General features: G+C 38.2%; 20 protein-coding genes. 4 read left to right on the forward strand and 16 right to left on the reverse strand.

What is annotated here, in order from left to right; translation table 11 throughout:
- Window positions 1-5 precede the first annotated feature (5 nt).
- The 7 genes from I6F10_RS04575 to I6F10_RS04600 all read right to left on the reverse strand — a co-directional run bounded on the left by I6F10_RS04575 (window position 6) and on the right by I6F10_RS04600 (window position 6045).
- A complete protein-coding gene (locus I6F10_RS04575; protein WP_002962306.1) occupies window positions 6-332 on the reverse strand; it encodes a YbaB/EbfC family nucleoid-associated protein in 327 nt (108 codons plus the stop codon).
- Between the two features lie 60 nt (window positions 333-392).
- Window positions 393-2918: a DNA polymerase III subunit gamma/tau gene (gene dnaX, locus I6F10_RS04580; RefSeq protein ID WP_165742769.1), complete on the reverse strand. Its 2526-nt coding sequence runs from the start codon at window positions 2916-2918 to the stop codon at window positions 393-395.
- A 3-nt stretch (window positions 2919-2921) separates the two neighbouring features.
- Window positions 2922-3467, reverse strand: coding sequence for an adenine phosphoribosyltransferase (apt, locus tag I6F10_RS04585; RefSeq protein ID WP_002962303.1), 546 nt, complete (start codon window positions 3465-3467; stop codon window positions 2922-2924).
- Between the two features lie 171 nt (window positions 3468-3638).
- Entirely contained in the window at window positions 3639-3761 is a 123-nt protein-coding gene (locus I6F10_RS20360) for a hypothetical protein (RefSeq protein ID WP_002962301.1), read from the reverse strand.
- 72 nt (window positions 3762-3833) lie between these two features.
- A complete protein-coding gene (locus tag I6F10_RS04590) occupies window positions 3834-4586 on the reverse strand; it encodes an HvfC family RiPP maturation protein (RefSeq protein ID WP_002962300.1) in 753 nt (250 codons plus the stop codon).
- Window positions 4587-4622: 36 nt separating this feature from the next.
- Window positions 4623-5480, reverse strand: coding sequence for an HvfB family MNIO-type RiPP peptide maturase (locus I6F10_RS04595; RefSeq protein ID WP_165742768.1), 858 nt, complete (start codon window positions 5478-5480; stop codon window positions 4623-4625).
- A gap of 67 nt (window positions 5481-5547) precedes the next feature.
- The gene (locus I6F10_RS04600) at window positions 5548-6045 is read right to left on the reverse strand and encodes an HvfA family oxazolone/thioamide-modified RiPP metallophore (RefSeq protein ID WP_024596351.1); all 498 of its coding nucleotides are present in this window, start codon (window positions 6043-6045) and stop codon (window positions 5548-5550) included.
- Between the two features lie 226 nt (window positions 6046-6271).
- Here I6F10_RS04600 and I6F10_RS04605 point away from each other — a divergent pair, with 226 nt between their 5' ends.
- Together I6F10_RS04605 and I6F10_RS04610 are read left to right on the forward strand one after the other, a co-directional pair.
- Entirely contained in the window at window positions 6272-7252 is a 981-nt protein-coding gene (locus I6F10_RS04605) for a tRNA-dihydrouridine synthase (RefSeq protein ID WP_165742767.1), read from the forward strand.
- 61 nt (window positions 7253-7313) lie between these two features.
- Window positions 7314-7640, forward strand: a complete 327-nt coding sequence (locus tag I6F10_RS04610) for a TraR/DksA family transcriptional regulator (protein ID WP_024603666.1) — start codon at window positions 7314-7316, stop codon at window positions 7638-7640.
- Window positions 7641-7656: 16 nt separating this feature from the next.
- Here the strand turns inward: I6F10_RS04610 and I6F10_RS04615 are convergent, their stop codons facing one another.
- The 9 genes from I6F10_RS04615 to pyrC all read right to left on the reverse strand — a co-directional run bounded on the left by I6F10_RS04615 (window position 7657) and on the right by pyrC (window position 16497).
- Window positions 7657-8700: a hypothetical protein gene (locus I6F10_RS04615; protein ID WP_165742766.1), complete on the reverse strand. Its 1044-nt coding sequence runs from the start codon at window positions 8698-8700 to the stop codon at window positions 7657-7659.
- 61 nt (window positions 8701-8761) lie between these two features.
- Window positions 8762-10021, reverse strand: a complete 1260-nt coding sequence (locus tag I6F10_RS04620; protein ID WP_165742765.1) for a tetratricopeptide repeat protein — start codon at window positions 10019-10021, stop codon at window positions 8762-8764.
- An 11-nt stretch (window positions 10022-10032) separates the two neighbouring features.
- Window positions 10033-10650 carry an energy transducer TonB gene (locus I6F10_RS04625; RefSeq protein ID WP_007583869.1) on the reverse strand — a complete coding sequence of 206 codons (618 nt, stop codon included), beginning with the start codon at window positions 10648-10650 and terminating at the stop codon, window positions 10033-10035.
- Window positions 10650-11054 carry an ExbD/TolR family protein gene (locus tag I6F10_RS04630; protein ID WP_002961710.1) on the reverse strand — a complete coding sequence of 135 codons (405 nt, stop codon included), beginning with the start codon at window positions 11052-11054 and terminating at the stop codon, window positions 10650-10652. Before I6F10_RS04630 ends, I6F10_RS04625 begins: the two co-directional genes overlap by 1 nt.
- Before the next feature lie 14 nt (window positions 11055-11068).
- A complete protein-coding gene (locus tag I6F10_RS04635) occupies window positions 11069-11593 on the reverse strand; it encodes a MotA/TolQ/ExbB proton channel family protein (protein ID WP_002961709.1) in 525 nt (174 codons plus the stop codon).
- Window positions 11593-12957, reverse strand: coding sequence for a MotA/TolQ/ExbB proton channel family protein (locus tag I6F10_RS04640; RefSeq protein ID WP_002961707.1), 1365 nt, complete (start codon window positions 12955-12957; stop codon window positions 11593-11595). The genes I6F10_RS04635 and I6F10_RS04640 overlap by 1 nt, the downstream gene beginning before the upstream one ends.
- A 6-nt stretch (window positions 12958-12963) precedes the next feature.
- Entirely contained in the window at window positions 12964-13734 is a 771-nt protein-coding gene (locus tag I6F10_RS04645) for a DUF3450 domain-containing protein (RefSeq protein ID WP_165742764.1), read from the reverse strand.
- A 1069-nt stretch (window positions 13735-14803) separates the two neighbouring features.
- Entirely contained in the window at window positions 14804-15007 is a 204-nt protein-coding gene (locus I6F10_RS04650; protein ID WP_002961702.1) for a cold-shock protein, read from the reverse strand.
- Between the two features lie 437 nt (window positions 15008-15444).
- Window positions 15445-16497: a dihydroorotase gene (pyrC, locus tag I6F10_RS04655; protein ID WP_024595527.1), complete on the reverse strand. Its 1053-nt coding sequence runs from the start codon at window positions 16495-16497 to the stop codon at window positions 15445-15447.
- Between the two features lie 291 nt (window positions 16498-16788).
- On the opposite strand from pyrC, the gene I6F10_RS04660 reads away from it, so the two are divergent.
- Both I6F10_RS04660 and I6F10_RS04665 read left to right on the forward strand, forming a co-directional pair.
- Window positions 16789-19158 (forward strand): sensor domain-containing phosphodiesterase, encoded by a 2370-nt coding sequence (locus tag I6F10_RS04660; protein WP_197098508.1) that lies wholly within the window; start codon window positions 16789-16791, stop codon window positions 19156-19158.
- A gap of 410 nt (window positions 19159-19568) precedes the next feature.
- The gene (locus tag I6F10_RS04665; RefSeq protein ID WP_024606531.1) at window positions 19569-20456 is read left to right on the forward strand and encodes a LysR family transcriptional regulator; all 888 of its coding nucleotides are present in this window, start codon (window positions 19569-19571) and stop codon (window positions 20454-20456) included.
- Window positions 20457-20482 lie beyond the last annotated feature (26 nt).

Below are 20482 nucleotides of genomic sequence, written 5' to 3' on the forward strand. Positions count from 1 at the left end.
TTTACTTAAAACGGCATTTTCATACCTGGTGGTAATTGCATACCGCCAGTTACTTTACCCATACGCTCTTGTGTTTCTTCTGCAACACGGCGAACAGCATCGTTACATGCTGCTGCAAGTAAGTCTTCAATCATGTCTTTGTCGTCTTCCATCAAGCTTTCATCAAGCTGAACACGACGTACATTGTGGTTACCAAGCATAGTTACTTTAACTAAACCTGCACCGGCTTCACCAACAACTTCAAGAGTTGCGATTTCGTCTTGGGCTTTTTGCATGCGATCTTGCATTTGCTGCGCTTGCTTCATCATGTTGCCCATTCCACCTTTAAACATAACTTTCTCTCTTTCTTTTAATACATTAATTAACATGAACATAAGGGCGATTGTAAGTAATTACAATGCCTGAATACTGTTTTCGTCAATTTCGGCGCTAAATACTTGCTGAAATTGTACTATGTTTTCATCCGATGTGATCACATCGATTGCTTGTTGATGACGTCCTGCATCTATTTTTTGCTGAATAAGATAAGGAGAATCAATAACTCCCTTAGCAAAATTAATACTTAACGACACGTTATGCTCATAAATACTCGACAATGCGGCATCTAATCTTTGGCGAAGCATCGGTGTATCTAAATGCTTTTGTGATTCATCAACGTCTATATGTAAGCTGTTGCCTTGCTTGGTAAATATTGAATGCAACGCAAATTGGCGCATACGACCACCCAGTCCCATACGTTTAATTAAATAAGCCCATTCATCTTGTTGATGTGCAAATCTAATTTCACTAATTGGACTTTGAAAATCATCAGGCACGGGAATGCTAATTTCCTCGGGCGCTGCTTCAGGTACTTTTTGAGGGTTTATTTGCTCAAGTAGCTCTGGCGCTAGATTTTCGGTAATTGTTTGATGCTTTTCTTTAAAATCAACTTTTCGTGCTGGTTTTGTATTAGCGTGACCATGTGCCTGGCTTTCGCTCCCTGTTAGTGGGAGCTCATGCTTTTTTTCACTTGCACCTGCACTATCATTCACCCAAGGTGGGGGATCGCTAGGTGCAATGCTTGAAACGCTGTTGAGCTCGTTTGTATTTTCAGCGGTACTATCTTGGTGAACACTTTGAGCTTTAGGCATTCTTGGGTGGTGTTCTGGCTTTTTAGCGGCCGCTTGGTTTGGCTGCGCTGCTACATTATCTGCAGAGGTACTTGTACTCTTGCTTGATAACCTACCCGCACCGGATATGTTTCTGTCACGTAAAATACGAGCAATGGCAGATTGCGCCTGCGCTTCTTGTTCAGCTATTGGCGTACTTGCATTGTGATTTGTTAAGGGCTCTGGTGAAGACTCTGAGTTTGCAGTAGGTGCAGGTTTAAAACCCTGATCTACAGCGCTACTCATTATATCGTCAAATTGCGAGGCCAGCGTTTGTTCAGCATCACTATGGAGCATATAAGCTTCATCCTCACTTTGTCGCTGGGCTTGAGCATCTGAAACAACATTGGTTTGTGGTTGCTCTTTAGCTAAAGCCTGTTGCTTTGAAGCGTTTTCACTTTGTTGAACCGGTTGCTCTACTGCAACTTGGGCAGGCTCATTATTACTTTGCACAACTTCATTATTTGATGACTGAGCGGCAGCGTTAGCTGAAGGCTCTATCTCGACGGCTTTAGGCTGCTCTGCATTGCTAACTGGCTTAATATTATTTACTGGAGTACTGCTTTGGCCTACTACGGTGCTTTGCGATGTTTTATTTTTATTTAATATATCTCGCAGTGCATTTGCGCGGCCTTGTTTATTTGGGGCCGCCTCTTCGTTTGCTGTGTGTACAGTTTGTTGCACATCTGAAGGCTTAAATGCTAATAATCTTAGCATTATCATTTCAAAACCTAAGCGAGGCTCTGGTGCCCATTGTAAATCTTTTTTACCATTTAACAGTAACTGATAATAAATTTGAATTTGTTGTGGGCTCGTATGTTGTGCAACATGAGCAATATAATCTACATTTTTTTCATCTAGCCCTGCCGCTTCAGGTACTAACTGGGTTAGTTGAGTCAAATGCGTAAGTCCAATTAAATCATCAAGCAATGCCACATAATTAGGATTACGACTTGCTACCTGCGCAATCTCATCCATTAGCGCAGCGCCATCTTGTGCAAGTAATGCTGCAAGCAAGCTTTGGCTATAATGAGTATCCATTAAACCAAGCATTGTTTGTACTGCTTGATTATTAATATCACCATTTGTTTGCGCAATAGCTTGGTCGGTTAAGCTAAGTGCGTCACGCATACTGCCATCAGCGGCTTTTGAAATAATGCTAAGTGCATCGGTATCAAAGCTAAGCTGCTCTTGAGTAAGTACGTGTTCAAGCTGTGTTTTAATTTCACTTTGCGACAAGGCATTTAAGTTAAATTGTAGACAGCGAGATAATATAGTAACTGGTAATTTTTGAGGATCGGTGGTCGCCAGTAAAAATTTCACATGCTCTGGTGGCTCTTCAAGCGTTTTTAAAAGCGCGTTAAAGCTGTGCTTAGAAAGCATGTGAACTTCATCGATTAGGTATACTTTATAACGTCCACGCGTTGGTGCATATTGAACATTATCAAGTATTTCGCGAGTGTCTTCTACTTTTGTACGAGAAGCCGCATCTATTTCGAGTAGGTCAATGTAGCGCCCTGCTTCTATATCCAAACAGCTGCTACATTGTCCACACGGATTTGCAGATATACCTTCATCGCAATTTAAGCTTTTAGCAAAAATACGTGCAATGGTGGTTTTACCTACACCGCGGGTTCCAGTGAATAAATAAGCGTGATGCAGTCTATTTTGCGTAAGCGCATTTACAAGCGCTTGCTTAACATGAGACTGCCCAACCAATTCATGAAAGGTTTGAGGACGCCATTTTCTCGCTAGAACCTGATAACTCATCGATTACTCGCCTTCGAATTCAACCAATTTTAGGATTTTAATACCCATTTTTTTGATGCGCTGCTCGCCACCAAGTTCTGGTAGTGATACAACAAATGCTGCATCTGTGGCTTCGCCACCTAGTTTATTAACTAACTTAGCAGTGGCTTCAATTGTGCCACCAGTTGCTAATAGGTCATCAACTAGTAATACTTTGTCGCCTGGTACAATTGCATCTACATGCAGTTCTAGCGTGTCTTCACCGTACTCAAGTAAGTAATCTTGGCGAATAACTTCGCGTGGTAACTTACCTGGTTTACGTACTGGAATAAACGGAATGCCTAACGCGTAAGACAATGGCGCACCAAAAATAAAACCACGTGATTCTGTGCCTATGATTTTAGTAAAGCCCTGATCTTTATATTCTGCGATAAACGCGTCAATAGTTGCTTTAAAGGCTTCTGGATTTGCCATTAAAGTGGTTACATCGCGAAACATAATGCCCGCTTTTGGATAATCAGCAATTGTAGTTATGCTGTTTTTGATAATTGCTGGTGTTACTTGAGTCATAATTTTAACTGCTCAATTGTTTATATTACAAAGCAGGTGATTATAACCTTAACTAACCTTTAATTGCGAGTTTGGCGTTATTATAAAAGAAGTATTAAATATGGACGGGGTAATTAAAATAAAGTGGTTCAAGGCTGAAGTTAGCAACAGCCTTAATACACGCTATACATTTTACGTTAAGCTAGTGATCCAGCCTAATATTGCATTTAAACAACCAATCCCTGCAAATACAGCTAAAAAAGCAAGAAAGTAAGTAGCGTTGAACGGATCTTTAAAGTCTTTATCATCTGACATTGGTACAACCTTTTATTAAGCACGGCAAATAAGGCTGCCATAATAGACGATGTAAAATCATCAATAAAGACCTTAGTCTTGATTTTTTGTCACAATTACTCCTCGTTCAACCATAGCATTAAGAGTAACCAGTGCACCTTGAGTAATTTGCTCTGCATTAAATTGTGGTGCATGAGCTAATACCTGTTGGCAGACGTTGTCAAATGTCGCGCCTTCGCTTGCCTCTATGATTGACAATAGCAAAGCTGTCATCGCATTCGTAGCCAGAAATTGAACGTCATCATCTTCATCTCTATATACAACAAAATAATTAGGCTGAGGTGATGGCTCTTTTGGTTTAAAGCGATTGCTAATATTTTGAACCGGAAATTGATAACTTAAATTTCTTGCCGTTTTCGATAAATATAAAGCTGAACTAGTGAGCGCTGTTGTTTGTAATTTTTTCTCTTGCTCATCTTCGTGTGCAATGGATACATCTAGCTCTACCCATTCATAATGGGCAAGCTCTAGCATAAACACGGGATCGTATTTTTTCATTTTATAATCACTTGATAAGTAATTAATAAACTCCCCTGCTATGTCTAAAAAGTACGGCGAATGACAATCATATTCGCTAAAAAACTGGCGTACGAGGGCTTGCCATTGCTTCTGGGTATATAACGTTTTTAATACCGGAAAACCTGATGATATAAAACCTTCAATGTTATTAAAAAATAGGTCGCGATAAATAGCCATACGCCTGTCTTCGATACCGCTGGGCTTTTTATTTTTTTGAGGCTCGCGAATATGCGCCATAAATTCGTTTTGTATTTCAATAAAGCTCATAACTAGGCACTCTTTTAATGTTGATAAAGGCTTATATTAAGCTCGTTGTTTTGAAACAGTTGAATCAAAGTGTTTAGCCTGTAGATCATGAATTATATCTAACTCTTTGGTTAAAACATTCATGGTAGGAATATTAAAATCGCGCTCAAGCAAGGTTGGAAATACGCCATGCACTTCGTATGCTTTATCGAGTAGCTCCCAAACAGGATCAATCACATCAGCGCCATGTGTATCAACAATTAAGTCATCAGCCTCATTATAATGGCCAGCAACATGCCCATAGGCTATACGATTAGAAGGTAACCCAGTTAAAAATGCTTGCGCGTTGTAGCCATGATTTATCGAATTAACATAAATGTTATTCACATCAAGTAAAAGTTTGCAGTCAGCTTGCTCTAAAATAATATTCGTAAATTCAAGTTCTGATAATTGCTGTCCAGGCGCGCCATAATAGGAAACATTTTCTATCGCAATTTGCTGCTCTAGTATGTATTGAACTTGTTTAATACGAGGAACAACATGTGCTATAGCATCTTGTGTAAATGGAATGGGCATTAAGTCATACATATGCCCTGTACCGGAGCAGTAACTTAAGTGCTCACTAAAAATTTTTATATTGTGCTCTTCAAAAAAAACTTTTAAAGACTTAACAAATTCAACATCAAGAGGTTCGGGAGAACCGATAGACAGTGATAATCCATGACACACAAAATTATTAGCATCGGTTAATGTTTTAAATTGCTTTTTAAAGCGTCCACCCAGTTTTAACCAGTTCTCTGGCGCAACTTCTAAAAAGTCTACTTGATTAGGTACATGCTCAAGCAGCTCATCAAGCATTTCTCGTCGTAGGCCAAGGCCCACCATCCCAAAATCTTTACTTTGAGTTTGTATCATAACTACCTCTAACTTAACAAAAAAGGGCCTTAGGGCCCTTTTAGCATAACTTATTTAGAATAAGATATTAACGGCCACCACATTTACCTTCGCCGCACTTACCTTCTTTTTTAGTTTTTTTAGCGTCGCCGCCACATTTACCTTCACCACATTTGCCTTCTGTTTTAGCTTTTGCGTCTTTTGCATCGCCGCCACACTTACCTTCGCCGCATTTACCTTCTTTTTTATCTTTTGCGTCGCCACCACATTTGCCTTCGCCGCATTTACCTTCTTTTTTACCTTTTGCATCGCCGCCACATTTGCCTTCGCCGCATTTGCCTTCTTTTTTATCTTTTGCGTCGCCACCACATTTGCCTTCGCCGCATTTACCTTCTTTTTTATCTTTTGCGTCACCGCCACATTTGCCTTCACCGCACTTACCTTCTGCAGCATCTAATTGGTAACCTGTTACTAGTTGTTGAAACTCAAATGGGTTAGCTTGTACATCTGCAGATACAAAACTTGCAGAGCCAACTACTACTGCACCTAAAGTTAACGCGATTGTATTTTTTTTAACTGTATTCATTTTATGACTCTCTTTAATCAAGGATTGTAAATCTCAGCAATAAAAATGTATTTTTAAATTGCTTGTATGCTTAAGTAGACCCGTACAAAAATAAAAACTTTCATTTATTTTCATAATATTTACTTTTGCAATTTATACATCAAATATGGGCGGTAATTACAGATTTATCAATGTGTGATTTACAGGTAAACTATGCCTCCAGTTTTTTATCAAAATTAATCTCTTTATGAAACTTGTTTTAGCGCCTATGGAAGGTGTCGTTGATTTTAAAATGCGCCAATTACTCACAGACATTGGTGGGTTCGATTTGTGCGTCACAGAGTTTGTAAGAGTGGTTGAAACATGCTTACCTGACAAAGTTTTTCATCGATTTTGCCCTGAACTACATAATAATGGATTTACACGAGCAGGTACTCCTGTGCGTGTTCAATTACTCGGTCAAGAAGCAAATCCGTTAGCCGAAAATGCAATAAGAGCAATCGCATTAGGGTCCCATGGGGTCGACCTAAATTTTGGTTGCCCAGCAAAAACAGTTAATCGTAGCCGAGGGGGGGCTGTACTGCTTAAAGACCCTGACCATATGTATACGATTATTAAAGCAGTCCGAGATGCTGTAGATGATGAACATGAAGTAAGTGCAAAAATTCGCTTAGGCTTTGATGATGACAGTAACAGCCAAGAAATTGTTGATGCTGTGGTAAGTGCAGGTGCAAATAGTGTAGCTATTCACGCCAGAACCAAACGAGATGGTTATAACCCGCCAGCTTATTGGGAAAAAATTCCACCAATAATAAAAGGTAAGAATATTGCCGTTGTTGCCAATGGTGAAATTTGGCAAGTAGAGGACGCAATGCTTTGTCAAAAACGAAGTGGGTGCACTGATTTAATGCTTGGTCGTGGCGCCCTTTCGCACCCTGATTTAGCAAAAAAAATTAAAGCTCATGTAAATAATGAGCAATATGATAGCCTTGAGTGGGAGCATATTATTTATCACTTAATTCACTCAGCTATTCATCAAGACCCCGCGAAGGATGAAAAATACTTTGCTTCACGTACTAAACAATGGCTTGGTTATCTAAAACGCCAGTACCCGCAAGCTATCGATTTGTTTGACGAAATCAGACGTTTAAAAAGTAAAGAAGATGTGGCGAGCGTATTAAATAAATATGCCAAAGCACCTCAACTTGATTCAAATCATAACGACTAACTTAAAGACTCTAGATAATATCAGTATAACGTAAAGCCCATTTAATAAGGTTGTACTGATAATGCATCATCAAAAAAGACTTAACGATGAAATAGCACAAGTTAAATTAAATATATTAACCATGCTTTCTAAATCAGCTTACCCTGCACATCACCATTTAATACAAATTTTAGCTGATACAGCAAATAATGAATGGTTAGACTGCGCAGCAGAGAAGTTAGGCCCTGAGTATGCACTTTTAATCAGTCGCATGACCAAACTAGAAGCCGCACTAAGTCAAATAGAAATTGGCCAGTATGGCTACTGCTGTGATTGTGAAGAAAAAATATCAGCTAAGTCACTTGAACTAGACCCCGCAACTCAACGGTGTACAAAGTGCGCACAATAAGCGCACTTTCAAATCATTATATAATGTGTTGTATAAAGCTAAATGATTGCCCTGGGTAGAGAATTATATCTTCAACCAAGTACTGGGCCTCTTCTGGACTCATTTGTAGGCGCTTTATAAGGTTTACCTTTGCTTGAGGCAAAGTCCACGCATGGTAGTGAATACCTATATCTGATTCCATCATCGCAAGCATCAATGTTTTATCTTTATTAGACATATCCATAGCGCTCGCCATTGCAGGTAAGTCTTGATAGTTAGCCTGCCAATCTAAGCCTTCTATTAATTTTTCATCAGATAAATACTGAACTAAAAACGATTTTTGGTGAGAAGTTGGCAGCTTACTGTCGAATGCAACACGATCTAATACTTTTATTTTTTCGTTTAAAAGAGTAACCCATTCTAACGGTGAATGTACTTCGCCACTAAAGTAATTAAGTTTGCTCTGATACCACTGAGTGCCATTTGGCAGACCTCTTAGACCCACACTTCCTCTTGGCTTATAACTAGCTAAATAATCGCTAAAAGCTCTTATATGGCTTTTAAGCGCTGGTTGAACATGGTTACTTGCTATCGCACTTAATACATAGCTTTGTAACAATGTAAGTTCAACCTTGTTCAGCTTTAAATTGCTTTGTTGAGCACTGTCTAGGGTATCTTGGGTTAACTTGAGCCAAGTAATAACATTATCCGGTGTGTTTTTTGAGCCTTCAAAAGCGAGCATGTTTTCTAAAACATTTACTTGGGCTGGCCAATTAAAGTAGCGTTCAGGGAAACGCTCTGCAATTACCAAATAGTTTACTTGCGCAATTTGATTTAGATTAAGCTCCATACCCATTAGGCTCTGATAAATAGTATGGCGTTTTGTTAAGTAAGCATCAGAGAAAACCAATTGATCTTTTTCAATGTTATTGCCTTTAGTAGCACCTGTTTGTACAAGCGCCATGTTTAAAGCTTTTAAAGCGACTTGTGCGTCCTCAAACGACTCATAAGGTTGAGGCTGCTTTGAACATGCAGCTAAAAATAGGCACAGTAGTGATGATAAAAAGAGCTTTTTATACATAGTAGTTCCAATAAAAAAAGCCCCAGAGGGGCTTTTTATAAGTTGCTTAAGCTAATTAAAATTAAATTTTAACACCGTTGCGAGCGGCTTTATCTTTAATATATGTAGACCAACCTTTTGCAAACTTACGTGTGCGAGGGTCATCCATAGCTTTAGTAATTGCAGCATATGCTTGCTTATACTTACCTTGGTAGTAATACGCTTCAGCTAAATCTGAATAAATTGTGCCTTTTTTGTCAGAGCCAAGCTCTAATGCTTTGTTCAAGCGAACAATAGCAGCACTGAATTTTTCAGATTGTAAAAGTAATGAACCTGCTTTGCGGTAAAGCTCAGCGTCGTCATCAAATTTAGCAGCATCTTCGTAGTACTTAGCAGCTTTTTCTAAATCTTTAGAACGATGGTAATTACTCGCAATCGCGCTAACATTCTGCTTTGTACGTTTTACTTTTTCACTCTTAATGGCCTTTTCTAGCGTTACAGCTGCTTTATAAGGGATCTCATTTAGAGAGTAAAAGTTAGATAAGACTTTATACTCAACTTCATTTTCAAAGTAACCATTCTTGTATGCAACTTCCATAGTTGCTAAACCTTTAGAATAATCTTCAGTTTGTAGGTAATACTTACCTAAGCTAACCCAAGCTTTTTTATCATCAGGCCATACACGAACAATTTCTTCGCCAATTTTAACCATGTTTGCATAATCTTTAAGCTCAAAGTATGCGCCAAGTTTTAATTGGTAAGGGCCTTTGTTAGGCTCTTTTTGAAGTTTTATTGCCTTATCTGCTGGTTCAAAAACATCACGGTATTGCTCTAACTGATAGTTAGCTTGAGCAATACGTGTATAAACCGTAGGGTCCTCTTCACCGGTAAAGTCCATCCAAGCTACATATGCTTTTTTAGCTTCTTGGAACTTTTCTGTACCAGCGTATAAGTCACCTAACAACTTAAGAGTTTGTTCTTGATCAGCAAAGTTTAAAACATCAGGTGCAACGGCTTGCTTAGAGTACTTGATCGCTTCGTCATACTTTTCTTTTTGAGCGTACATGCTACCTAAGTAACGATTTACGGTCGCTTTATCAAAGTCATTCGAAGGCTCGATTTCTCTAAGCAAAACAATTGCTTCATCAACTTTTTCTTCGTTGTACAAATCAAATGCTTTAATTACTTTTTTACCAGTACGCTCGCCCATGATTTTAGTTTTTGCTTTTTTACGCTCTTCAATCTTTGCGTAATCCGGCGCTGCTAAAACAGATGCACTTAAAGTAGCACCCGACACAGACATAAGAATTGCAAGAGCAGTTACTTTAGAAAAATTTCTCATTACTCGCCTCCTTAATTGCCTTGGTTAAGTTTAAAGTCTAATTGAACTTGTAAACCTGGTTGTTTCTGTGGTTTTCCGTCAATGATCTTAGGACGGTACTTCCACTTACGCAGTGCACGTTTAGCTTCACGGTCAAAGATACGTTTCGGATCTGCGTCAATTACTTCAACGTCAGTTACTCCACCTAGCTCATCAATTGTGAATGAAAGTTGAACCCAACCTTCTTTACCATCACGTGCTGCTTGCGTTGGATATTTTGGTTCTATACGAACGATAGGTGTCGCATCACCATCTCGTCCAAATGCACCAGGACCACTTAGTCCACCTGCCGAACTACCAACATCAATGCTTCCCATATTAAATGACATAGCACCAGGATTTGGATTATTATTTTCCGGCTGTGGCGGCTGCGGTTTAGGCGGCTGCTTTGGCGGTGGCGGAGGAGGAGGCGGTACACGCTTCCTCTCCTGCACCTTAGATTCAGGCGGATTCGTCATTATTTCGACTATGATCTGCTCTTTTTGTTCCGTATTACGGTCAGCCCCACCAGAGATGAGGAATGCCATGAAGTAGAACAAGCCGAAAGTAACTGCCCCACCTGCAATCAGTGAAAACAGAAAACGAATCATTACTGATCTCCAGCTATTGAAATTCTCAGGTTATCACCCGTCGCTTTAATCTGGTCCATAACTTTAACCACTACGCCGTGTTTTGCTTCTTTATCAGCTTGCAAAATTACAACTTCAGTAGGTTGTTCTGCTAATAAACTTTCGATTTTTGCTGAAATACGTTCAACATCAACCTGCTGTTTATCAATCCAGATCTCGCCGTTACTACGAATAGCAATAAAAATGTTAGCATTTTTTTGCTTAGTAGCTTGAGCCGCTTTAGGTTTATTGACCTCGATACCAGCCTCTTTAACGAACGATGTAGTTACGATAAAGAAAATAAGCATGATAAATACGATGTCAAGCATTGGCGTCATATCAACCGCTGCTTCTTCTTCTTCACGAAAACGTTGTTTACGTGCCATATTTAATTCTCTCTCTAGTGATGAGGCATACTATCAATAAGTTTGGCTTTCACCATTTTAGCTTTTGTCTCAAGACGTGAGCTAAAAAATACTCCAGATAATGCCGCAACCATTCCAGCCATTGTTGGGATTGTTGCCATTGAAATACCTGATGCCATTAAACGTGCGTTACCCGTACCCTGGTTGGCCATGGTTTCAAAAACCGAGATCATACCAGTAACAGTACCAAGTAAGCCTATTAAAGGACAAACAGCTACTAATGTCTTAATCAACAACATACGCTGATCTAATTTTTCAGACGCTTCAGAAATCCATGCTTCACGGATTCTGTGTGCGTACCAAGACGTAGTGTCTTGGCGGGCATCCCACTTTGCTACAATTTCTTTCGCTGTGCGAGGAAATTCTGCAAGTAGGAACCAATAGCGCTCAATCATTAAAACCCACATAAGAAAGAGTGCTATCGCGACCACGTATAAAACCTGGCCGCCTGTGCCAACAAAATCCCTGATAGATTCCCATATCTCCATCAGGACTAGCATTAGGCTTTCTCCTTCTCCGCGTGAGTAGCAACGATACCCGCGCTTTGCTCATCAAGGATGTGTAATACCGACTTACTACGACCAGCTACAAGAGCATGAAGTAGAATTAGTGGTAATGCAGCAATTAGACCTAGCGCTGTAGTTACAAGTGCTAGAGAGATGTTACCTGCCATGATCTTCGGATCACCCGTACCGAACAATGTGATTGTTTGGAACGTTAAGATCATACCGATTACTGTACCTAGTAGACCTAGTAACGGTGCGATTGCAGCAAGAATCTTAATTATATTGATACCAGCTTCAATGCGTGGCGTTTCACGTAGAATCGCTTCATCAAGTTTAAGCTCAAGGTTTTCAACATCTTGGTTCTTGTTGTCATGGTACACTTTAAGAATACGACCCAGTGGGTTATTTGTATTCGGTGTAGCAACATTTTTAAGCTGGCTCTTAATCTTACTAGTAGTAAGTGTAAGGTCAACAAAGCGGATTAGAGTAATTAGCATACCTAGGCCAAGTAAAGCCGTGATGATATAACCAACTACGCCACCTTGATGGAAGTATTCCATAAGGGTCGCTTTTTGAGTGTTGATACGTAAGATAGCACCACGAGTCGGATCTATGTAAACACCAGCGTAGTTATCTGGTGATGTATTTTCTAGAGCCGTGATACCGTCTAAGATATAACCGTCTGGTTGCTTACCTAGAGGCTGGATAGACTTAGTCTCTGGTGAATAAATTAAGTAACCATCGTCTGTAACTAAGTTAAAGTTACCGATACGTGTTACTTTTTTCATTGACGGGTTACCGTCAAGACCAGCAACTTCAGTTTCAAAAGTTGAAACTTTAGCTGATTCTGTCATTTCAGTTTGAAGTGAAATCCAAAGTTCTTCAAGTTCGCGAACTGTAGGAAGTTCTTTAGCAGCGGCTAACGAACGTAAGATTTCAGCACGACCTGGTTTTTCAGCACTAACTAGTGACGCTTCGATAGAACCGATAGCATCTTGAGCTGCACGACGTACAACACCAAACATCTCACCTAAAGTACCTTGGGCACTTTGAAGAGCTGCTTCTTTTTCAGCTAGCGTATTTTCGTTTTGTGCATATTGCTTAGCTAAGCTTTCACCACGAGACTTCTCAGAAGCAAGTTGGCTTTTAGCTTTGTTAAGTAATGCTTGCTTGTCAGCACGTTCTGATAAGAACTCTTGCTCACGTTGCTTATTGATTTTACCTTCAGAGATACGCTCTTGCTTTACTTGCTCAAGAATTTTATCTAGAGCTCCAGTATTTGCATGTGCATTAAGCGCGGTACCTGCAGAAACAGTTAGTACTGCTGCAACAGCAAAACCTTTAAATAGTTTCTTCATTATTGATTACTCCGCGCCAAAGATAGGTAGTTTAACAAGTTCTAATGTCGCTTGCTTACGCGCCATACGAATAACTTCTTTAACAGGTTTTAGGTATTCTTCGCCTAATGCTTTCCACTGTTTAGTGTTGTTATCCCACACCCAAGCATGTTTCAAGTCAAAAGACTGAGCAACGTAAGTGATACGACCTAACTGACCGATATCAACGTTAATGCTTTTACCATCAACTTCTAGAGTACCTTGTGAAGCAGATACAAGAGAGCTGTATGCTGTTTCAATAGTGTAAGCTTCAAGTACTTGACGGAATTTTTCAGACGTCGTTACAGACGCAGAAACCATGATCTCACGTAGTCTTTCAACACGTCCTAAACGCGTTTCAAGATTAAATGGAACGTCCGCTTTGATGAATTGCTCAAGCGTATCGATCATGCGATACATCAAAGGCACAACGTTTTGTTTAGTGTTATCAATAGTCGCGATTTGACGATCAAACGATTCAATTGAAGCGTTTTGGCTATCAACCAAGCGCGACACGTGATCGTTATACACTTTCATAAGTTCAGTCTCATCAACAACGCTACGGTACTCAGCGATTAGCTCCTGAGTTTGACCATATACATTGTCAATTTTAGTTTGAGACTTAACCGCAGCCTTTTGAATTTGTTGACCTGCTTTTTGCACGTCATTCAAAGGATCTGCAATCACATTGCTGCTTGCAAATGCAAATGCGCCAACCAACGCAGTTGCTACAAGACTCTTTCTGATTTTAACAGACATAGTTCCCAACCAATTAAGTAATGTTACTTTTATAATTTAATTATCCTCCGAGGAGAACAACCCTGATATCTTTTAATAGATATCAACCTTCCAATAATGCTAAATGCAATTAGCGCTGTCAACTTGATGTTTACTAATCTCAGTAAATAAATAGCTAAGTTAATGCTTAAACGAAAGTACCAGCCCACAACAGTTAACATTATTGCAACGAAGCTTTTTCTTAATATTTCTATTAAAGCCTTTTAAGGGGTGTATTTATTCGCATTGCACTGACATAAAACAACATTATTGCAACATTTAGCTAAAGCTGAATTCGCACTGAAAAAAAACTAAAAAAAATATAAATTGATATAACAAAAGTTATTTTTTACACGATTTTATCGTGTTTTATCACCTCAGTTACACTTCATCTGAAAAAACAAACCATTTGTCGCACAAAAAAACAACACTGGATAATATTTAATATCGGATACTCACGCTTTATATACGTTACTTTTAAAACTATTTTAAAACGTGTTTTTCCATAAATAGTAATAATAAACTCAACAATGCATTTCTTTTAGCAGCATAAAAGCTTTTGATAATTAAACAGGTTGTATTTACCGCTTTAAAGTATTCTTTAATACTATTTTAACGTTAAGGTTAATTCAGTAATTAAGTTAATCATGAAGAGTTACCCTACTTTATTAGTAATACACTATAAATGAAGCTTTACGTTCACATAATAAAGTAATAGAAGCACCTAGAAGCCCTTATCAATGAGTAGCCTTCGTCACACAGAGTAAGCTTGAAACAGAATTTGCATGGATTGATATTGAGCATCGATTTTATTTAAGCTGGTATCAGGCCCATTGAATAAATTCTTATGAATGGTTTTTAAAAGTATTAGAGGATTGTTTTGTCCGTTAGATTATTAGTTGTTTAGCTTTGCAAAGATAGAATGTTTGAGTAGTTTTTTAAGTTTAAAAAAAGGAGAATTTGAGGTATGAAATAAATAGATTTAAGGAAGGGGAATTATGGTGAAACAGAAACCTGCTTCACCAAGATGAACTAGAGTTCACATAATAAATTATGCTGCTTCTACGTTCTCAGCTTCAGGGCCTTTTTGACCTTGTTTGATGCTGAATGTCACTGCTTGACCTTCGCTAAGAGTGCGAAAACCAGAACCAGTGATTGCGCTGAAATGTACAAACACGTCAGGACCATTTTCTTGTTCAATGAAACCAAAGCCTTTAGCTTCGTTGAAAAACTTTACTTTACCAGTAACCGACATACTAAATTTTCCTGTAAGTCAATAATTAAAATTCAGCCATATTATTATGGCAATATCCTCCCTGAGTCAATGCTCAAAAATATGGAGGTACAGTACAGGAACAAGTAATAACCTAACCGGTAACCTTAAACGCAGCACAATATCCGTAAATTCAATACATAAAAACTCAAAGCAAGGTAAGATTAACACATTATATTTTTTTTCGCTCTATTAATTAGGAATTATTTCTTAAAAATATAAATTTGTTTTAAATCGCCTTTAACTGACTAATTTACAAGCAAAAACTATAAGTATTATTGTAATATTTATTGCTGTAAGCGAGATCAAAAGCCACCTACAACCACCCTGTCATCGAATTACGCCTCAATAATATCAAAAGCACAAACAAAAAAGCCGCATTAAAAATTAAGCGGCTTTAGATTTAAATATATTATTGGTTATTCGACAGACCAATCCATTGTATTTTCAGCTTTTATAGGCACAACTTCAGAGTCGCCCAATGTATAACTTGCAGGTACTTTCCACGGCTTTCTTTGTAATGTAATTGTATCTGTATTACGCGGCAATTCGTAAAAATCAGGGCCAAAGTGGCTTGCAAACCCTTCAAGCATGTCCAAAGCTCCTGCATCCTCAAATGCTTCAGCATATAATTCAATAGCGGCATGAGCCGTGTATGCACCAGCACACCCACAAGCAGCTTCTTTTTTATCTTTATAATGTGGTGCAGAGTCAGTTCCTAAAAAGAATTTTTTATTTCCACTTATTGCTGCAGCCATTAATGCTTGCTGGTGAATGTTACGCTTGAGAATTGGTAAACAGTAATAATGTGGGCGAATTCCACCCGCTAACATATGATTGCGGTTATAAAGCAAATGATGCGCTGTAATTGTTGCCGCTACATTGCTAGGTGCATTAACAACAAACTCTACTGCATCTTTAGTCGTAATATGCTCGAGTACAATTTTAAGCTCAGGAAAGTCATTTACTACATCTCCTAAAATTGTATCCAGAAATACTTTTTCACGGTCAAAAATATCAATCGACGAATCTGTCACTTCCCCATGCACTAACAGCAACATGCCTACTTCTTGCATTGCTTTTAAAACTGGATAAATATTTTTTACTGATGTAACACCCGAGTCAGAATTAGTGGTAGCGCCAGCAGGGTAAAGCTTAGCTGCTACTATTTTACCTGTCGCTTTAGCTTTTATTATTTCATCTGGTGTAGTTTTATCCGTGAGATACAAAACCATTAATGGCTCAAAGTTGCCTTGTGGATTTGCAGACATAATGCGTTCTCTGTACGACAATGCCGTATCTGTGCACGTTGCTGGCGGAACAAGGTTTGGCATAACAATAGCGCGGCCCATGTATCTGCTAATATCGCGTACAGTGTCTTTTAACTGGTCACCATCACGTAAATGTACATGCCAGTCATCAGGGCGAGTGATAGTAAGGGTTGTTACAGAGTTTGTATTATTACTTGTCATTACTTTGTTCCACGGCTGAATTTATCCGATCATAGGCATATGATGTTTTCGAGTAAAGATTTTATTAAAAATAAAGTTTTTATATGGATAAAATTACTGAGGTACTATTTAAAGCACAATGAGCAAATTCAATGTTATTAGCTTATTGTAATGATTTATGATTAATTAAAACTCGCTATATTAAAACTTTACAGTGTATGAAACCACTCATCGCTTTAATTTGTACAAAAACCCAAAATTAGGTTAACTTAACTGCGAATTTAAAAATAAAAAGAACAATATAAATTGCCTATGTCTTATAAAACTGATGCTACTAGAGCGCTTGAGATAAAAACTGATCAACTAAGTATCATTAATCAATTTTCATCTAGCCTATTGCAACTAGACACACTAGACGAGCTATTTGAGTATGTTACAACGCACGTTGTTAACCGTTTAGGATTTGTTGATTGCGTTATTTACCTTGCCGATAACAATGCTTATACATTAAATCAAGTTGCATCGATGGGTATTGCTCACGCCCGTGATAAATATCAAGCCGAACGTAAAGTAATACGTTTTAGTGAAGGAATTACTGGGGCTGTAGCCACAACTGGTAAAGCCGTAGTTATCGATGATGTAACAAAAGATAGCCGTTATATCGCAGATGAGCGCCCTGCCCAATCAGAACTATGCGTCCCTCTTATATATAAAGAACAAGTTTTAGGTGTTATTGATTGTGAGCACCCTATTAAAGGCTACTTTACAAACGCACACCTTGAAATTCTTACAACAGTTGCCCACTTACTCAGTGCTAAAATTAACCAGGTAAATACGGTAAATAACTTACAAAAAACAGTTGAGCAACTTAACAACGCACAAAAATTAGAAAATAGCTTATTACAAATAGCCAACCTAACCTACAAAGCTAACGACTTAGATACCTTCTTTGAAGCCTTGCATTCAATTATCAATAACTTACTTCGTGCTGATAACTTTTTTATCGCTTTATATGACAAAAAAGTAGATATACTTGACCTTGTTTATATAGTCGAAGAAGGCATAAACACCAAAACACATCAAAAAATATCTAAAGAACAGCTAAAAGACACTGCTTCATATTACCTACTGCAAACAGAGCAAACCTTATTACTCAATAAAGATGCCTTTCAAAGTCATATAGATAACGGTGATTTTAAAATGGTAGGCAGACAATCAGAGTCTTGGTTGGGTGTTCCATTTAAAACAAGTGATCGTATAAGCGGTGTTATTGTTGTACAAAGCTACGATAAAACACTGCAATACAACGAACACGACAGCGCTCTTCTAACTTACGTAAGTCGCCAAATAAGTATGGCAATTGATAGACAACTAGCCCGACAAGAGCTCGAGCATAAAGCATTGCATGACGAGCTTACCGGCCTTGCTAACCGCTCATTACTCATTGAGAGAATAAAGCATGCTATTTTACGTTTAACGCGTGCTAAAAAGAGTACTAGCCATGCCCTGTTGTATCTAGACTTTGACCGTTTTAAAAGTATTAATGATTCGCTCGGGCATGAAGTTGGGGACCACTTCCTTATAAAAATATGCGACTTGATTAAAGGTACAGTACGAAGCACGGATACATTTGCACGTTTAGGCGGCGATGAATTTGCAATTTTTATGGAAAACATCACGCATAAAAACCAAGTTAATGAAGCTTTAAACCGCATTAAAAACGCATTATCAAAACCTTTAAATATAGATAACCACTTACTCCAAGCATCAACGAGTATTGGGGTTGCCTATACAGATAACGTAAACGACAAAGCTTATATATTACTGCAACAAGCTGATGCTGCTATGTATGAAGCAAAATCCACCGGACGTGGTCAGGTAAAGTTTTTTAATAACACGATGCGTAAAAAACTTAAAACCCATGCCGATATAGAAAACGACTTACAACACGGTATTGAACACAACGAGTTTGAACTCTATTTTCAGCCAATTTTTACAATTAATACCAGTGAAGTTATCGGCTTTGAAGCACTTGTTCGTTGGCACCACCCTACAAAAGGGTTTGTACCCCCTAATGACTTTATACCGATAGCTGAAACTACAGGGCAAATTATAAATCTTGATTTACATTTACTTGATTTGGCGGCCCAGCATATTTCAAATTGGCACCAACAAGGCCATCGCTTTTTAAAAGTCACCGTTAACGTATCGTCACGACACTTTGCAAGCCTCGATTTTGTAGCGCAAATACATTCCATTTATAATAAGTACCAATTACCTCTAGGTTCTTTATGCTTAGAAATTACCGAATCTGGCTTAATAGAAAATCTAGAACTCGCCACTCAAATAATTGAAGGTCTTTCACCTTTAAAAGTAAAATTATGCCTTGATGATTTTGGAACAGGTTATTCAGCACTAGGCTACTTGCACCAACTGCCTATTCATATTTTAAAAATAGATAAAAGCTTTATTGACCATCTACAGGATTCTACTAACCCACTTGTTGAAGCCATTTTATCACTTGCGCAATCATTAAAACTTGAAGTTGTAGCTGAAGGAATAGAAACAGTTGAGCAATTAACTATTTTGCAATCCACCGCGTGCGACTATGGCCAAGGCTTTTTAAAATCAAAACCTGTTACTGCCAAAGAAGCCATATTACTAATTAATAAACCCTTATAAAAAGAGCCAGCGAGTAGGTCGCTGGCTTTGGTACTACGCATATACTCACCCATTGAGCTAAACTTAAGCTATAAGGCAAAACGACTCTAGCTTTTAAACCACAATCTAAATTATGCATTCAACAAATCTCACCTCATACCGTTATCAACATGGTTAAAACTCACGCTGAGCTAAAATACACAGCAATCGTTATATTTAAAATACAACATGAAGCAAACTCATCTAAAACTCATCAAACCAGTTTTAAAATGACTTTTATCATTACCAACTCTAATATTTTCGAGATTCATAGCGATAAATTGCAATAAAATGCATTATTTTAGCCATCTAGACGTTGAAACGTTTTTTGTATAGGCGTAGTATGTAATTAATCTGAGCTGAACTCACTTTTCCCATGAGAATTTTTAAAGATGATTGGTATTAAACATTTAAAAACCATAGCAACCCTAAAAGAAACAGGATCTTTGGTTAATACAGCACGAGAGTTATTTTTGACACAATCTGCTTTATCTCATCAAATCAAAGATTTAGAGAATAAATTGGATTGCCAATTATTTGAGCGTAAAACTCAACCAGTCCGCTTTACCCCTCAAGGAATGCTATTACTTGAATTAGCTCACGAAATATTGCCAAAAATGGAAGCGACTAAATGTCGTTTAAAAGAAAGCTTAAACCAGCCTATTTCTCAACTGCGTTTAAGTGTGGAATGCCATGCATGTTTTCATTGGTTATTACCTACTATTAAAGAATTTAATAACTTTTGGCCTGATATAAAAATTGATTATGAACGTGGCTTTAGTTACGACGCTATTCCTGACTTACTAAGCGATGAGCTCGATTTAGTTTTAACGTCTGACATACGCGAACCCGACATATTAGAATACGCGCACTTATTTGATTTTAAATTGAAGCTTATTGTGGCGCCGGATCATGAACTTGCTAAAAAAGCGTATGTAACAGCGCTTGATTTAAAAAACGAAACTATTATTTCATACCCTATACCGCGTGAACGCCAAGATATATTTAAGCATTTCATTCAGAATGCTCGTTTTGACGGTACATTAAAAACGGTTGACCAAGGACTACTTATTTTTCAACTAGTAAGTGCTGGAATGGGCGTTGCCGCTTTACCTGATTGGCTAGTTACACCTTATGAAAGCCAAGGCTTAATTAAATCAATTCCTTTGGGCGCTCTTGGTCTTACTCGCCCTATGTATTTAGCGATGAAAAAAGACATGAAAGATAACCCTGTTTATCGTCACTTTTTAAATACCTGTAAGCTAAATAACGGTCGATAATCATCAATATAATAAGTAATATCGCT

Origin of the sequence: Pseudoalteromonas sp. SWYJZ98 (assembly GCF_015864495.1) — a bacterium.
Lineage (GTDB): Bacteria > Pseudomonadota > Gammaproteobacteria > Enterobacterales > Alteromonadaceae > Pseudoalteromonas > Pseudoalteromonas distincta.

Excerpts from the sequence above, each read along its gene's own strand:
- I6F10_RS04640 (WP_002961707.1), bottom strand. The coding sequence starts at position 12,957 with ATGAAGAAACTATTTAAAGGTTTTGCTGTTGCAGCAGTACTAACTGTT.
- apt (WP_002962303.1), bottom strand. The coding sequence starts at position 3,467 with ATGACTCAAGTAACACCAGCAATTATCAAAAACAGCATAACTACAATT.
- I6F10_RS04605 (WP_165742767.1), top strand. The coding sequence starts at position 6,272 with ATGAAACTTGTTTTAGCGCCTATGGAAGGTGTCGTTGATTTTAAAATG.
- I6F10_RS04600 (WP_024596351.1), bottom strand. The coding sequence starts at position 6,045 with ATGAATACAGTTAAAAAAAATACAATCGCGTTAACTTTAGGTGCAGTA.
- I6F10_RS04650 (WP_002961702.1), bottom strand. The coding sequence starts at position 15,007 with ATGTCGGTTACTGGTAAAGTAAAGTTTTTCAACGAAGCTAAAGGCTTT.
- I6F10_RS04625 (WP_007583869.1), bottom strand. The coding sequence starts at position 10,650 with ATGATTCGTTTTCTGTTTTCACTGATTGCAGGTGGGGCAGTTACTTTC.
- I6F10_RS04660 (WP_197098508.1), top strand. The coding sequence starts at position 16,789 with ATGTCTTATAAAACTGATGCTACTAGAGCGCTTGAGATAAAAACTGAT.
- I6F10_RS04610 (WP_024603666.1), top strand. The coding sequence starts at position 7,314 with ATGCATCATCAAAAAAGACTTAACGATGAAATAGCACAAGTTAAATTA.
- I6F10_RS04645 (WP_165742764.1), bottom strand. The coding sequence starts at position 13,734 with ATGTCTGTTAAAATCAGAAAGAGTCTTGTAGCAACTGCGTTGGTTGGC.
- I6F10_RS04590 (WP_002962300.1), bottom strand. The coding sequence starts at position 4,586 with ATGAGCTTTATTGAAATACAAAACGAATTTATGGCGCATATTCGCGAG.
- I6F10_RS04620 (WP_165742765.1), bottom strand. The coding sequence starts at position 10,021 with ATGAGAAATTTTTCTAAAGTAACTGCTCTTGCAATTCTTATGTCTGTG.
- dnaX (WP_165742769.1), bottom strand. The coding sequence starts at position 2,918 with ATGAGTTATCAGGTTCTAGCGAGAAAATGGCGTCCTCAAACCTTTCAT.
- I6F10_RS20360 (WP_002962301.1), bottom strand. The coding sequence starts at position 3,761 with ATGTCAGATGATAAAGACTTTAAAGATCCGTTCAACGCTACTTACTTT.
- I6F10_RS04630 (WP_002961710.1), bottom strand. The coding sequence starts at position 11,054 with ATGGCACGTAAACAACGTTTTCGTGAAGAAGAAGAAGCAGCGGTTGAT.
- I6F10_RS04635 (WP_002961709.1), bottom strand. The coding sequence starts at position 11,593 with ATGCTAGTCCTGATGGAGATATGGGAATCTATCAGGGATTTTGTTGGC.
- I6F10_RS04615 (WP_165742766.1), bottom strand. The coding sequence starts at position 8,700 with ATGTATAAAAAGCTCTTTTTATCATCACTACTGTGCCTATTTTTAGCT.
- pyrC (WP_024595527.1), bottom strand. The coding sequence starts at position 16,497 with ATGACAAGTAATAATACAAACTCTGTAACAACCCTTACTATCACTCGC.
- I6F10_RS04665 (WP_024606531.1), top strand. The coding sequence starts at position 19,569 with ATGATTGGTATTAAACATTTAAAAACCATAGCAACCCTAAAAGAAACA.
- I6F10_RS04595 (WP_165742768.1), bottom strand. The coding sequence starts at position 5,480 with ATGATACAAACTCAAAGTAAAGATTTTGGGATGGTGGGCCTTGGCCTA.
- I6F10_RS04575 (WP_002962306.1), bottom strand. The coding sequence starts at position 332 with ATGTTTAAAGGTGGAATGGGCAACATGATGAAGCAAGCGCAGCAAATG.